The sequence below is a fragment of the Pectobacterium colocasium genome, assembly GCF_020181655.1.
Classification (GTDB): domain Bacteria; phylum Pseudomonadota; class Gammaproteobacteria; order Enterobacterales; family Enterobacteriaceae; genus Pectobacterium; species Pectobacterium colocasium.
The window spans coordinates 1,024,318-1,038,078 of the sequence record NZ_CP084032.1 but is presented as its reverse complement, the minus strand read 5'-3'; the positions used below and the strand labels follow the sequence as shown (position 1 = coordinate 1,038,078).

Below are 13,761 nucleotides of genomic sequence, written 5' to 3'. Positions count from 1 at the left end.
GTACACACACAACAAAGAGTACAGATCTGTACATACAAAAACAACCTATCATTGGTGAAGAAAAACGATGAAAGAGAGCATGGGCAAAAGAGAGCACATTTTAGATATCGCCGAAGCGCTGTTTAATGAATTTGGCTATACCGCCGTTGGTGTTGATTTAATTAGAGATAAGGCGGGGGTCTCCAAAACATCCATGTATCGCCATTTCGGCTCAAAGAATAAGTTGATTGAAGCCGTGCTGGCTCGCCGACATACACGTTTTGAGGAAGGGTTAACCAGCGTGGTATCGGGCGTTAACAACGCAGAAAGTCGTCTGGATGCCGTGATGGACTGGCATTTCTCCTGGTTCCGAACCATGAACTTTAAGGGATGTATGTTCATGCATGCGCTGGCTGAGTTTAAAGGGCAAGACGACGCGATTGCGGATCTGGCTCTCCGCCATAAAACCTGGATCAAGTCATTCTTACTATCGCTATTCACTGCCGAAGAGCCAGAAAAAGAAGACAAAATCGAAGCGATCATGACTTTTATTGAAGGGATGATCGTGAGAGCCGAATTTGTTGGCCTGACCAGCGGCGAGGATGTTTATCGCCAGCACGCCAGACGGTTAGCCTTCCCTCGTCCTTCTTAGCCATAACCCGGTGCTGTTACACACCGATGAAGCAAACCGACGAACAAAGTAGTCGTCATTAACTTTATCCCTCATTGAGGAAGTCACCATGAACTCACCACTCACACACGGCGTTCACCATATAGGTCTGACGGTATCAGCATTGGAAGAAAGCGCGCGCTTTTTTACCACGCTTCTGGGATGGAAAGAGGTAAAACGAAAAGAGGATTATCCCGCTATTTTCGTCAGCGATGGTACGGTAATGCTCACACTTTGGCAGACGCAAACCACCGAGCCGGTTCAGTTCGATCGAAAACGTCATGTCGGCTTGCATCATCTTGCCATTAAGGTTGATAGCAAAGCGGCGCTGCTTGAGATCGCTGAGAAATTATCAGCGCATAACATCAACATTGAATTTGCGCCCGCTTTAGTGAGCGGTGGCCCGGCAATGCATATGATGTGCTATGAGCCAAGCGGGATCCGCATCGAGTTTTACTGGTCGGGTCAGTAAGTAAGGCTTAAGAAAATTTGACTCATGACCCGCATCAATAAAGGCAGGATATACCTGCCATTTAACATGATATAAAATTGACCAGAATCAATAAAAAACCAGTAAATACATTACTTTACCTTTCTATACATCCCACCCTTTGACCTTCCCGTAGGGGGAAGGTGTAGCGTCATAACCTGTGATTCCAGATGATGACGCTATTGAGAGGAGATGATGATGAAGATAAAGATGATGGCAGCGCTACTCGCTCTGACATTGAGCGGTCCGGGTGTCGCTGCGGCAACTGACGCCAACGCGTTCCTGGCCAAACAGGGGCTGGCGGGGAAAACTGTCGAGCAGATTGTCGATACGATCGATCAATCGCCGCAGGCAAGACCGTTGCCCTACAGCGCATCGGTTACCAGCAAGGAACTGAAGCTATCCGATGGGCAACAGCAGTACAGCTATCCGTTAGGGGATAAATTTTATCTCTCATTCGCCCCTTATATTCAGCAAACCCATCCCTGCTTTAACCACAGTTTATCCGAGTGTAAGGGTGAGCTCGCCAATACGGCGTTTGAGGTAAAAATCACGGATAAAGCAGGTAACGTTATCGTGCAGAAAACCCTGAGCAGCCATCAGAATGGTTTTGTCGGCGTATGGTTACCACGCAATATTGAAGGAACCATCAATGTCACCTATCAGGGGCGCGTAGCCAGTTCACCGTTTGCGACCTATGACGACAGCCAGACCTGCATGACGACACTGCCATTGAAAGAGGCATAGCAGAAAGCAGTCGAAGGCAACAATGCCACCCGATGCTGATGAAGCCGAGCCATGCAGAATGAAAACTGTCGAGAACCCTATCTGGCTTGGTTTTCGATAGCCTTTTACTGTGCGGCTCAAGCCATTTCTACAGGCATTAATCGCGGATATTACACGCCATCTTCGATTGTACGGTGCTAATCAGATAGGCATGCTTCGTCAGCATTTCAAACTGGATAACATCATTTTCCGCCAATATGGGAATCGCATCATTGGGGGCTTTGTCATTGATGTTCTTGTTTATCAGGATATTGTGCACCATTAATCGGTTCCCTTCCCAAACGGAGTCAAAACTGAATGTACGCCGAATCGTCAGCGGCACGCCATCCTTTCCGAGGTAAAAGCCGTTGACTAAAACCAGCGCTCTATTTTTATTATTTAGATAAAAATAGACGTCATATTCCGTTCTGATACGTTGCTCTTCTGAATAAAAAGTGACCTCACCCTGACATATCAGCGGCTTTCTGTATAAGTTGCTTTTTAAATAAAAAATAATCCCCAGGGAAAATGAAATAAAAAGCACCACCGTGGTGCAAAAAATTTTCTTTCTGACTTTAATTATTAACATAAGTTACACATCCCTTCCCATCTTTCCTGCAGGAAATAACGATTTCACTTTTCTTATCCAGCATTTCAGATATAACGATTTTTTTAGACAGGAAGAACAATGTGTTATCTGAACAGAGATTCTCATAGTCGATGGGGAGAGGATAACCAACGCTGTCATATAAATAAAACAAATCGCATTTCCCGCTCATCTTCACGTCGACAAGAGGCCGATAGGGAAAACGATTGATGTTCTCCAACGCGAGTAGAAAAACCCCAACTATCGCAGCCCATATGAGAAGGAACATGATGTATTTCTGCTTTTTTACGGGTTCAGGAATGGCGTGATGCTCTATAGAAAATGACTTTTCCCCGTCATCGATATCTTCTTCAATTTTATCTTCAACCTCCTGATTTAACCTTTCTTTCTCTTTTTCCTCCTCACCCACTGCTGGATAGTTAGTGACGCTTTTAACGTTAAAAATAATACCCAATTTAGGAATAGTCACAATCGCATCTGAAAGGTCAAATTCGCGCAATACTTTCCTTAGGAGAGAAAGATAGTTGTTGAGATTATTAAGAGAAGGACAAAGTGCGTGTTTTTCTAATGCTTCCTTTAATAAAAAATCGCGGCTTAACGTAACTCCCTGATTCTCAATGAGCAAGCAGAACAAGCGAGAAACAGGGAAACTCAAAGAAGTTGCTTCGTTTTCACGTTCTATCCATGCAAGTGTCCCCTCTCCTTCATTAAAAATGATTAAATCATTAATCAAATAAACCATACGACCTTTTTCCATCACGATTAAGAGACGTTATCGTTTTTTATAAGTAGCTTGATAGATACGTTATTTTTTAATGAAAATACCTACAGAATAGTCTGAAAATAGCACTCCACCAAAACAACCGATACGTTATCTATAAAAGTAAAATCAATTATATAGCGCGCAAAGTCGCTATATCAGTCAAGGATATAAAACTTACCAATTTATTGTCAAAGGTTATTTAACATTCGTTTAAGAACAATATAAATAAAAAGACATTTCATTATTTTTATAAAAAGACAGAGACCTTACACCATAGCCATACAAAGCAAGGGAATACTAAATAACGCGTTGAATTAACATGATTTATGTCTGAATTTATATTTTTACCCCTTAATACCTCCCGAAAGCAGAAAAACACTAAATAGAACAAAAATCTAAATAAACGTAAATTTAAAACATTTAAACTAAATAAAAGTATTTAAATCAATATATTTGACTGCAATATCCCATAACCCTACTATTCACCTCGTTCCAGAGCAATCTGGGTTGGCGGCTGATGAATATATTGCCATACGAAAGGTAATCAACCATCAGCCAACCAATAGAGTCATTCAAAAAGAGCAGCAACGATCCGTTATGCATGAATACGGAAAAGCACTCGTGCATAGCGTTCATCTTTTAAATAGAGTAACCAACAGAGAGAGCACAATATGAAATTATCAAAGATCGCCCTGACGTCCCTCATCCCCGTGGTATTTTCTTTCAGTGCCTATGCCGCAGATTCACATAATGGTTCTGTGACGTTCAAAGGAAAAATTATTGATACCCCCTGCTCCGTCTCTCAGGAAGATCTGCACCAAACGATCGAGTTTGGTGAAATCAGCAAAACCGTGCTGGAAAACGGCGGCACGTCAGAAATTAAGCCGTTCGATATCACATTAAGAGATTGCAGTCTGGATACCGCGACCAGCGCCAAAATTGTTTTCTCCGGCGGCGTGGCATCCGGCACCAATAATGAACTGCTGGCATTAAACGGCAGTGCTGGGGGTGCAGGTATTGCAGTCGAACGCATCGGTGAAAAAATTAAGTTTGATGGAACCACGCCAGCCGTTCCCGCCACACCACTGGCAAATGGAGACAACATTTTCTCCTTCACGTCTTATGTAACCAAGCTTCCTACTCCACAGGAAGGAGAGGCACCTGCCGTGACTACAGGTTCTTTCGCCAGCACCGCTAACTTTGTCGTGTCCTATCAATAAATATTGATCGGCTAGCCACACTGTATGGGAAAAAAATGGGGAGACATCCTCCCCTTGCACCTTATTCATTCATGTCGGCTGACATGAATGAATAACCACAACGCGGCATCTACTCAAGCACATATTCCTATGGCAATGAAGAATATAACGCTCAAAGAAAACGTAAAATCGGCGCTATTTCGCTATAGCGTTTTTATTTTTTCTTTGAGTACAACATCGATCAGTGCAACGGAATTTAACGTTGATGTACTGGATGTCGATGAGCGTAGTGACATTGATCTTAGCCATTTTTCCGATCCCGAATACGTCACCCCCGGAGCTTATCTTTTATCAATCAAAGTGAACTCGCGTGAAATACAACAGCAGATCATTCACTATCTGCCGGAAGGCAATACTCAATCCCGCCCAACGGCCTGCCTCCCCCCCGAACTCGTCGATAAGCTGGCGTTGAAGAAAGAAGCCCGCGACAAAATCGAATTCTGGCATAACGAAAGCTGTGTCGATCTGACCCCGATTGCCGGTGTGAAGGTCTCTAACCAGATCGGTATGGGAACGCTGAATATTACGATCCCACAGGCGTGGTTAGCCTATAGCGATCAAAACTGGATTCCGCCCGAGCAATGGGATCACGGCATCGGCGGCGCGCTATTGGATTACAATCTGGTCGGAAACGTCCGTCGAGATACCCATGGAAGAGGCACAACACACTATCTCAGCAGCTATGGCACCACGGGGTTCAATCTGGGAGCCTGGCGTTACCGTGCCGATTATCGTTATTTTCTGCAAAAGTCGCGCAACGCGAACCGCGATAGCTTTTCGTGGGATCAGTTTTACGCCTATCGTCCGCTGCCAACGCTTTCGGCCGATCTCAAGCTGGGTGAAATGTATTTCAGCAGCAATCTGTTCGATAGCTACCGTTTTACCGGCGCGTCATTAGCCAACAACGAGAACATGCTGCCTCCTTCACTACGCGGTTATGCGCCAGAAATTCGCGGCGTCGCCAAATCGAACGCGACGGTGACCGTCACGCAAAATGGCAGGCTGATCTATGAAACCACCGTGCCTGCCGGCCCCTTTGCGATTCAGGATATGAAGAACGGCGTCAGCGGCACGCTGGATGTTCGCGTGACGGAGGAAGACGGCACGGTGACAACATTCCAGACCGAGTCGGCTAATCTGCCTTACCTGACGCGGCCAGGACATGTTCAGTACAAACTCGCCGCTGGTAAACCCTCGACAACCAACCATCGCCTGCAAGGCCCTGCATTTTCTGCCGCCGAAGCCTCATGGGGGCTATCTAACGCCTGGTCGGTGTACGGCGGCAGTATTTTGTCTGATGGCTACCAGTCCTGGTCAGCAGGCATCGGGAAAAACCTCTACCTGCTGGGCGCGCTGTCCGCTGACGTCACGCAGTCACGCGCGACGCTTCCAGACACATCCTCGTCGCAAGTCGGGCATGCTTTCTCACTCAACTGGTCTAAGTATTTCAATTCGATCGATAGCCAGATCAGCTTCGCGGGCTACCGCTTTTCAGAAAAGACCTACATGAGCATGGCGCAGTATCTTTATGCGCTGAATTTGGATAACCGCTATCGCAATGAAAAAGAGCGCTACACCATTACGCTCTCAAAAAACTTCGCGACGCAGGAATCATCTTCACTACTGAGTGGACTCTCAACCTACATCACCTATACACGCCAGACCTACTGGAATGAAGCCGAGCAGGATCGCTACGGGATTTCGCTGAACAAGTACTTTGATATCGGCGCATTTAAAGGGATTGCCGCCAATGTCTCGGCCTATCGCACCGAATTCAACCGCCGTACCGATGACAGCCTGTACCTGAGCTTTTCCATTCCACTCGGGGATAAGGAGCGCCTGAGCTACAGCATGGGACGCTATAACAACAGCAGCAATCAGGCACTCACCTATTCCAATAACACCGACCCGCGCCGAACCTGGAACCTGAGCACGCGGTACGACAGCAAAGAGCACACCTACCTGAGCGGTAACTATACCCATCTGGCGCCGATGACAGATGCCACCGTAGGCGTCTCCTGGCAGCAGGATCGTTATACCTACCTGAACGGTTCGCTGCGTGGCGGCATTACCGCAACTCGCCACGGCGTGGCGGCACACCCGAAAGGCAATCAGGGTGGCACCCGCATCATGGTCGATACCGAGCAGCCGGGCGTGCCGTTCACTGGCAGCCAGGTTGAAACTAACCGCTACGGTCTGGCCGTGATTGCGGGCACCAGTAGCTACTACGACGTATCAACCCGGATTGATGTACAGAAATTACCGCAGAACATCGAGGCCATGACGACGGTGGTGCAAGGCACGCTGACCGAAGGGGCAATTGGTTACCGCAAATTCGACGTCGTTAGCGGGGAAAAAATCATGGCGCACATTGCGCTGGTCAACGGCGCATATCCCCCGTTTGCCGCGCAGATCAAAAACAAGAAAGGCCGTGATATCGCCATGGTCACTAACGGCGGACAAGCCTATATCACGGGCGTCTCGCCTGGTGAAACGCTGTCCGTCATCTGGGAGGGAAGAACGCAGTGTTCCATCACCCTGCCCGCGACCTTACATCACCTTGATGCGCTGCTGCTTCCCTGTAAATAAGCGGCGCGAAGAAATAGACAAGTCTGGAGAGTACGTTATGAAACACCCATTTTATCAGCGAGTTGCAGGATTCCTCATCGGCGGCCTGTTTTTGCTGCCTTCGGCGTATAGCGCCCTGAGTCTCGATCGCACCCGCGTTATTTTTAACGACGAGGAACAATCCGCGACGGTCATGTTGATGAACCAAAACGCGGAGAATCCGTTTCTGGCACAGTCCTGGCTGACAGACGATAAGCACAATAAAGTGAATACGCCGCTGATGGTGCTGCCACCGTTACAGCGCATCGAAGCGAAAGGATATAGCCTGATCCGTCTGGTCAAGACCGAGCAAATCAGCCAATTGCCAGCCGACCGCGAATCGCTGTTTTACCTCAACGTCCGGGAAATTCCCCCCAAAGCGGAAAAACCCAACGTATTACAGATCGCCATTCAGTCTGAAATTAAGGTGTTCTTCCGTCCCCGCGGCGTAAAACCCGCTAAGGATGAAATCTGGCAGGAAAAACTGACGATCCGAAAAACGGGAAACACCTTTCAGGTAGAAAACCCAACGCCGTACTACATCACGGTAAGCGCCATCCTAAAACAGCCTAAAGCGGCGCGCACCAATCCTGCCAGCCTACTGAAAGGGAACGCCTTTATGATCGCGCCGCGCACCACTCTGCCGGTTGAGATGAATGACGGGGCAATCGATCGCTTCTATCTGTACTACGTCAACGACTACGGCGGCCACCTGGAACTGCCTTTCACCTGCGTACAAAACCAGTGCCAGCCCACGCCCCATCAATAAACAATAGGGAACCGCCATGTCTTGGTTAGCTATTCATCAACATCGCCATGTCGCTCTCTGCGCGTCGCTCTTTTTCAGCTTAACGACGTTTAACGCCAGCGCACTGGAATGTCGGCTGGGCACCGTGACTGGCCCGGTAAACGATTATGAGGATATCGGTACGCTCAAAATCCCAGCGACATTGCCTATTGGCAGCCGCCTCTGGACGTCAAAACCCTATACCCGCAGTCTGGCCTGCTGGGCATATAAATCCGTACGCCCACAGGGTGAGATGTCCTACTTCTATCCCAATCCCGAAGGTAAGGTCATCAGTCAGGGGGTTGGCATTGGCATCATCTATAACGGTCAGGATCTCGGTGTCATTACCAATGGCGGCACCACCGCCTCCCGTGTATCCACCGGACAGTGGATCGCACCGGGCCCCAGCGGTTCAACACCGCCAGCCAACCCAACCATGCTGAATGTCACAGTGCAGCTTTATCTCGAAAAAACGGGGAATATCACCGATACCACCGCAGGCGTGGATGCGCTGCGCGTCTTCCAGATCGACGGCGAAGGGGGCATCAATAACAAGCCCGACAGCAACTATGGCTTAAGCTTGTCAGGACTACACGGCATCGACATTATGCAGTGCGCCGCAAAGATTAACGTTTCGCCCGACAGCTATGTTGATTTTGGTACGGTCAGAGCATGGGCTGGTACAGAAGCGAATGCACTGGCGCAAACAGACTTCCACATCAACGTATCAACCGACGGCGGAGAAGACTGCGGCAAGGGGTTCGATCTGGACATCAACTTTGATGCCTCGTCGCGGGGAAATTCACTCGTCGGGATAGACGGCATGAATATGGGAAATGGCGCCACGCTGAAAATCGAAGATACGCGCAGTGGCAATAACATAGTGTTTAACCAGTTCATCGGTCTGGTTGACGGCCTGACAGCATCGAGCGGCGTGATCGAACGGCGCTATACGGCCCGGCTCTACGCCTCCGGCCCCGCGGTGGTAGGCGATACCGAGAAAAACATTATTCTGCGGTTTAATTATCATTAACCCATGGGATCGCAACGATGATAAACAATAACAATACAGCAATAAAAACCCGGCCATACCGCGCGCTGCTCGCGTTTACACTCGGCATCCTGACGCTTCCTTCGGGAGAGTCCATCGCTCAGCAGGTATCATCAATGGACGACCATGAAGTAACGTTTCACGTTCTCGTCGTCAACGCCGCCTGTAATGTCAGTGCGGATAGCAAAGCGATTGTGGTGGATATGAGCGAAGTCTCTTCGCGCTATTTAAAGGCTAATCGCTACGGCGAATGGCACGACTTCGCGATTAACCTCACAGACTGCAATCTGGATACCTACCAAAACGTCACCATCCGCTTTTCAGGAAAAGAGGAGCCACTCTTGCCTAATCGACTGGCGCTGGATTCCTCATCCGGTGCCAAAGGCATCGCGGTTGGTATTTATCATGCGGACAAACTGGTCGGCATCAACAGCAGTACGGACAACATTGTGCTGCAAAGCGGGGACAACACCATTCCCTTTTCGGCCCGCATCGAAAAAATACGCGACGATCTGATTCAGTCCGGTGATTTCATGGCAACGGCGAACTTCACCTTAAGCTATTTATAGTGAATTGAGGGTAAAGCCAACGCCGTCATGTTATTTACCCAACACTGGCGGCACACGCATTATTCACTCACTGCCCATCGAAACGGCAATGGCTTCTAACAGCGTGGATTTTCCTGAGCCATTCTCGCCGATAAAAAAGGTGGCTTTCGGGTGTAACTCCAGCTTACCCAGCGAGCGAATCGACGGAATAGAAAACGGATAAACCTCGAATGAGTCCACCTTTTCATGTGCCAGCGCGATTCGGCTGATGTATTGCGTTGAGATCATTCTCAGTCTTCCTGACGGGTAATGAGTGAAAATATCCTAGCATAGCGGTAAAAGAAAAAGCGCCCATATCGCTGAGATACGGGCGCCATGCAGGTTCCCAACGACAGCTCATCGCATCGCAGGGAAAGTCACTCGCATCAACGCAAGCTAGAACGCATAGTTAACGGTCATCGAGACGCTACGCGGCGTACCATACACGGCATAAGGTGCAAGGTAGTCGTAGTACTCTTTATCAAACAGGTTGTTGATATTCGCCTGCACCGCCAGTTGCTTGGTCACCTGATAGCGACCAAACAGATTAACCAGCGCGTAGCTGCCCTGCTCGGCACGCAGCGTGGTGTTTTGCGGGCCAGAACCTTCCTGCCAGATGCCATTTTGCCAGTTCACACCGCCGCCCACGGTTAACTCCGGCAGCGTTGGCAATTGGTAGCGGGTAAACAGTTTGAACGATGTGCGCGGCTGTTCTGGATTGACCGACTTACCGTCCTGATCGTCAACAACATAGCGCGAACCGCCAAACGTCATTTGCAGGTTGTCTGTTACCGCACCGTTCACTTCAAACTCGATACCTTTACTAACGACACCGTCAACAGCGTAATAAATTGTCTCGTTCGACCCAGCAAAGCGAGCACTATTCGTCTGCGCTACGTGATCCTGTTCGATACGGAAAACCGAAACTGATGCGGTCAGACGACTGTTATACCAATCCCCTTTCAGACCCGTTTCGTAGTTTCTGCCTGTCGTCGGCTGTAGATAGGTTTTGTTGATGTCGCGTTTGTTATTCGGCTGAAAGATATCGGTATAGCTGGCATACGTCGACCAGGTATCGTTGATGTCATACACCAGCCCCGCATACGGCGTAATGCGGTTTCTGCTATCGCTATCCGAGGATCCTGCCACACTCCAGTCGGTGTAACGTGCACCGACGATCAAATGCAATGGATCAGCCAGCGAGAAGCGTGCCGAAGTATAAGCTGATTTCTGGCGTGTCGTAGCATTTTCGTAAGGCTGCCAGGAACTCCATGTAGGATCGGCAAGATTGCCATTCCAGTTGAAATAATTACCGATATCCTCTGGAGTGATTGCGCTTGTAGGATAAGAGTTATCATAGCTATTGCTCTGTTTACTATAACTCGCCCCCAAAACCAGCTCATGCTGACGACCGAGCAGCTCAAAGGGACCAGTCACGTAGGTATCGACAGAATCGATTTTACGCTTCCCTCTATTCCATCCACCATAAGCACCAGCGTTATAAGCAGGATAGTAAGGGTCAACAAGCAGCCCTGTGTTTTTGTCTGGGAAACCGTTGGCATACATCTGTTTCGAATCAAAGTTCGTCTCGTCATGCGTACCGTTCATACGCACCTGCCAGCCGTTATCAAAACGCTGGGTCAAACCGGCAAACACTTTTTTCGACGTTGAGTCGGTATAACTCCAGTTTGGCGCGGAGTTAAGGCTGCGATCAAAACGAACACGGCTGCCATCACTGTACCACGTCGGCAAGCCTCCCCACGTTGAGCTAGTATTGTGATTGTCCTGATAATCATAACCAAAGGATAACGTGGTGGAATCTGTCACATCGGCATCAATCACGCCGTAGACGAATTTCTTGCGGCTATGGTAACGATCGAGCCAGGTATCATTATCCTGATAGCCCGTAATTACACGGCCACGCACGTTGCCGGATTCTGTCAGCGGCGCAGACAAATCGGCCACCATCCGCTGTTTATCCCACGAGCCGTAGCTGCCGGATACCGAGCCTTTGAATTCACGGCTGTTCGCATGCTTGCGCACCATGTTTACCGCAGCAGAAGGGTTACCCGTTCCGGTCATTAACCCGGTCGCCCCACGCACCACTTCGATACGATCGTAGATCGCCGTGTCCGAAGCTGAATCACCAAAGTTCCAGATATCGTCAACCACCGTTGGAATACCATCAAACAGGTAGTTATTGATACGGAAACCGCGAGCGAAATACGTCGCACGTTCGGAGTCGATAATTTTAGAGGACACACCGGTCGTGTTTGCCATGACCTCGCCAATCGTCTGCAACCCTTGATCCTCGATACGCTGCTGGCTGATAACGCTCACCGACTGCGGGATATCACGCGGCGTCAGCGTCATCTTCGTTCCGGCATTAGTCACTTTCACGCTGTAATCCTGCGGGTCGCTGGCCTCTGCGTTAGCATTGGCGTTAGCGCTGACGACAAGCGTATCACCTGAGGCTGGGGTTTCTTCGGCAATAGCCTGAGCAGGCAGGAAAGAAGCTGAAATCAACAGGGCGAGAAGAGAGACTCCGAATGGTTTTGCTCCGACCAGCGAAGAATCACAAACGCGCGTTTTTTCGGCGCGAGTAACTCCAAAAGACATGGCATATCCTCGGTTAACTGATGGTGGTATTGGCGAGATGCTGAGGCGTTTTTTGTCAACATTTGCACAGAAAAGAAAATGATAACTATACGCATTATTATTGTTATTTCAAAGAAAGGATTAATTCACTTAAAATACAATTAGATAGAAAAGAGCAAATCACCATACCGTTAACAAGGTATGTTACAAAAAGAACATTCGAGACATTTACAACAGTCCGCTCAGCCCAAGCACGGCCAGCGGCAGCGCGACTATTTGTGAAAAATGACAAAGGAGGACGCATGGAACACTCGATATGTTGAAGGCACCTACGTATTTTAAGAGGCCATTCAATATTTCATTCTGAACGCTTCTGCCATCACCCCAACCTTGTGCATATTGTTATTGTTTCGTGCCATCTTATGCGCTTCAGGCTTTAAAATGATTATCAGCAGATAGATATCAGGCTCCATCGCACTTTGGCAGTAGACTAAATGGGCTTTATCGCTGGTTCTTTTGAACTGACGTAAGAACTTGGGGAAAGGCGTATGCGCATCAGCAAGATGGATGTGGGCTACTTGCTCTTTTCTTACCAATAGATAGGTGCGGTCATCATCATAGATGCGCATCACGGCCAAAAGTATCAGGCAACATGCCATCCTGTTTATAAGACAGGAAGTCCGCGACTAAATCGTCCAGCTCTTGCTGGCTCAATTGTTGACAAAGCAACATAGACTTGAAAATCCTGATGCTCATTCCGTGAACTCGTTCAGATCCTTATCAGAAGCGTTTTTCAGGAGCGCCGCCCCACTATCCGCAATATCACTTAAACGTTCAGCGGTTGGCCTGAAACGCGTTGCGGTATGCACTCTGCCCTGCTTATCTTCCAATAGGTCAATCAGAGCTTCAAAGACCTTGGCACTGACCATATAACCGGCAGGCCGATTGTTAGAAAGCACAGCAACGGGTTCATCAATAAAATACTTGGCTGGTTTTTTTCTTAACTCAGTGATGTTAATAGATTTTTCAGCAAGAATACGCTCCATAAATCACCTGTCACATGTTCTAGCCACCATTATTATATACATCAAAATATACATCATTTTATGTATTCATGAAACAAACAGTGTTGACTCCATGCTATGAATGGTAAATATCGATCCATTCCGCATGACGACTGGCCAGCAAGAGTAATGCCGATCGTTTAAGAATCGAGATACCGGGGGCTACCACGGTGCGAGGTATCCCTACGGGAACCTCATCACCGTGTTTCCCCCTAAATCCATGCTTAAGTGAACAGCATTAGGCCAGCAAGAGGGGCTTTTGCAACATACGTTGGCAGAGGAGATAAACAAGAGAGGAATGCCAGCGAAACCACGATGGCATTTCGCTGACATAAACCGGGCTGAATGATAAGTTGCTCAAGGAGAAAAATAGAGAAGTAACCTACTCATAAAAAAACATATTTTTCGACAACACATGGGTTTCATTATAAATTATCGGATATTTTCCCTGGTGAGGCAAATCCGTACTGACTTTCTGATTTTTACCTGAATACAATCAACAAATAGCAGATTGTGTTTCTTATCATAGAGCGA

Annotated in this window: 13 protein-coding genes and 1 pseudogene; 8 read left to right on the top strand and 6 right to left on the bottom strand. The window is 48.2% G+C overall.

Features of this window, described 5'->3' with window-relative positions; genetic code table 11:
* Positions 1 to 67 precede the first annotated feature (67 nt).
* The 3 genes from LCF41_RS04625 to cueP all read left to right on the top strand — a co-directional run bounded on the left by LCF41_RS04625 (position 68) and on the right by cueP (position 1,886).
* Positions 68 to 631, top strand: coding sequence for a TetR/AcrR family transcriptional regulator (locus LCF41_RS04625; RefSeq protein WP_225087085.1), 564 nt, complete (start codon positions 68 to 70; stop codon positions 629 to 631).
* 88 nt (positions 632 to 719) lie between these two features.
* Positions 720 to 1,121: a VOC family protein gene (locus LCF41_RS04620; protein WP_180743333.1), complete on the top strand. Its 402-nt coding sequence runs from the start codon at positions 720 to 722 to the stop codon at positions 1,119 to 1,121.
* A gap of 213 nt (positions 1,122 to 1,334) precedes the next feature.
* Positions 1,335 to 1,886, top strand: coding sequence for a copper-binding periplasmic metallochaperone CueP (cueP, locus tag LCF41_RS04615; protein ID WP_225088099.1), 552 nt, complete (start codon positions 1,335 to 1,337; stop codon positions 1,884 to 1,886).
* A 136-nt stretch (positions 1,887 to 2,022) separates the two neighbouring features.
* On the opposite strand, the gene LCF41_RS04610 is transcribed toward cueP, so the two are convergent.
* Both LCF41_RS04610 and LCF41_RS04605 read right to left on the bottom strand, forming a co-directional pair.
* A complete protein-coding gene (locus tag LCF41_RS04610; RefSeq protein WP_225087084.1) occupies positions 2,023 to 2,493 on the bottom strand; it encodes a FidL in 471 nt (156 codons plus the stop codon).
* Positions 2,480 to 3,253 carry a winged helix-turn-helix domain-containing protein gene (locus LCF41_RS04605; RefSeq protein WP_225087083.1) on the bottom strand — a complete coding sequence of 258 codons (774 nt, stop codon included), beginning with the start codon at positions 3,251 to 3,253 and terminating at the stop codon, positions 2,480 to 2,482. Before LCF41_RS04605 ends, LCF41_RS04610 begins: the two co-directional genes overlap by 14 nt.
* A 692-nt stretch (positions 3,254 to 3,945) precedes the next feature.
* Between LCF41_RS04605 and LCF41_RS04600 the strand changes: the two genes are divergently transcribed.
* From LCF41_RS04600 to LCF41_RS04580, 5 genes are all read left to right on the top strand, one after another.
* The gene (locus LCF41_RS04600) at positions 3,946 to 4,494 is read left to right on the top strand and encodes a fimbrial protein (RefSeq protein ID WP_225087082.1); all 549 of its coding nucleotides are present in this window, start codon (positions 3,946 to 3,948) and stop codon (positions 4,492 to 4,494) included.
* 87 nt (positions 4,495 to 4,581) lie between these two features.
* Positions 4,582 to 7,122, top strand: a complete 2,541-nt coding sequence (locus tag LCF41_RS04595; RefSeq protein ID WP_225087081.1) for a fimbria/pilus outer membrane usher protein — start codon at positions 4,582 to 4,584, stop codon at positions 7,120 to 7,122.
* Positions 7,123 to 7,159: 37 nt separating this feature from the next.
* Positions 7,160 to 7,909, top strand: coding sequence for a fimbrial biogenesis chaperone (locus LCF41_RS04590; RefSeq protein WP_225087080.1), 750 nt, complete (start codon positions 7,160 to 7,162; stop codon positions 7,907 to 7,909).
* A 16-nt stretch (positions 7,910 to 7,925) separates the two neighbouring features.
* Complete coding sequence (locus LCF41_RS04585; RefSeq protein ID WP_225087079.1) at positions 7,926 to 8,960, top strand: hypothetical protein; 1,035 nt, start codon at positions 7,926 to 7,928, stop codon at positions 8,958 to 8,960.
* 17 nt (positions 8,961 to 8,977) lie between these two features.
* Positions 8,978 to 9,547, top strand: a complete 570-nt coding sequence (locus LCF41_RS04580; protein WP_225087078.1) for a fimbrial protein — start codon at positions 8,978 to 8,980, stop codon at positions 9,545 to 9,547.
* Between the two features lie 63 nt (positions 9,548 to 9,610).
* On the opposite strand, the gene LCF41_RS04575 is transcribed toward LCF41_RS04580, so the two are convergent.
* The 4 genes and pseudogenes from LCF41_RS04575 to yafN all read right to left on the bottom strand — a co-directional run bounded on the left by LCF41_RS04575 (position 9,611) and on the right by yafN (position 13,209).
* The gene (locus LCF41_RS04575) at positions 9,611 to 9,814 is read right to left on the bottom strand and encodes an AAA family ATPase (RefSeq protein ID WP_225087077.1); all 204 of its coding nucleotides are present in this window, start codon (positions 9,812 to 9,814) and stop codon (positions 9,611 to 9,613) included.
* Positions 9,815 to 9,961: 147 nt separating this feature from the next.
* Positions 9,962 to 12,184 carry a ferric-rhodotorulic acid/ferric-coprogen receptor FhuE gene (gene fhuE / locus LCF41_RS04570; RefSeq protein ID WP_225087076.1) on the bottom strand — a complete coding sequence of 741 codons (2,223 nt, stop codon included), beginning with the start codon at positions 12,182 to 12,184 and terminating at the stop codon, positions 9,962 to 9,964.
* A 329-nt stretch (positions 12,185 to 12,513) separates the two neighbouring features.
* Positions 12,514 to 12,919: pseudogene (locus tag LCF41_RS04565) on the bottom strand (type II toxin-antitoxin system YafO family toxin).
* Positions 12,916 to 13,209: a type I toxin-antitoxin system antitoxin YafN gene (yafN, locus tag LCF41_RS04560; protein ID WP_225087075.1), complete on the bottom strand. Its 294-nt coding sequence runs from the start codon at positions 13,207 to 13,209 to the stop codon at positions 12,916 to 12,918. The pseudogene LCF41_RS04565 and the gene yafN overlap by 4 nt, the downstream one beginning before the upstream one ends.
* Between the last annotated feature and the right edge of the window lie 552 nt (positions 13,210 to 13,761).

Coding starts and splice junctions, on each gene's coding strand:
- LCF41_RS04625 (WP_225087085.1), top strand. CDS start 68: ATGAAAGAGAGCATGGGCAAAAGAGAGCACATTTTAGATATCGCCGAA.
- LCF41_RS04620 (WP_180743333.1), top strand. CDS start 720: ATGAACTCACCACTCACACACGGCGTTCACCATATAGGTCTGACGGTA.
- cueP (WP_225088099.1), top strand. CDS start 1,335: ATGATGAAGATAAAGATGATGGCAGCGCTACTCGCTCTGACATTGAGC.
- LCF41_RS04610 (WP_225087084.1), bottom strand. CDS start 2,493: ATGTTAATAATTAAAGTCAGAAAGAAAATTTTTTGCACCACGGTGGTG.
- LCF41_RS04605 (WP_225087083.1), bottom strand. CDS start 3,253: ATGGTTTATTTGATTAATGATTTAATCATTTTTAATGAAGGAGAGGGG.
- LCF41_RS04600 (WP_225087082.1), top strand. CDS start 3,946: ATGAAATTATCAAAGATCGCCCTGACGTCCCTCATCCCCGTGGTATTT.
- LCF41_RS04595 (WP_225087081.1), top strand. CDS start 4,582: ATGAATAACCACAACGCGGCATCTACTCAAGCACATATTCCTATGGCA.
- LCF41_RS04590 (WP_225087080.1), top strand. CDS start 7,160: ATGAAACACCCATTTTATCAGCGAGTTGCAGGATTCCTCATCGGCGGC.
- LCF41_RS04585 (WP_225087079.1), top strand. CDS start 7,926: ATGTCTTGGTTAGCTATTCATCAACATCGCCATGTCGCTCTCTGCGCG.
- LCF41_RS04580 (WP_225087078.1), top strand. CDS start 8,978: ATGATAAACAATAACAATACAGCAATAAAAACCCGGCCATACCGCGCG.
- LCF41_RS04575 (WP_225087077.1), bottom strand. CDS start 9,814: ATGATCTCAACGCAATACATCAGCCGAATCGCGCTGGCACATGAAAAG.
- fhuE (WP_225087076.1), bottom strand. CDS start 12,184: ATGTCTTTTGGAGTTACTCGCGCCGAAAAAACGCGCGTTTGTGATTCT.
- yafN (WP_225087075.1), bottom strand. CDS start 13,209: ATGGAGCGTATTCTTGCTGAAAAATCTATTAACATCACTGAGTTAAGA.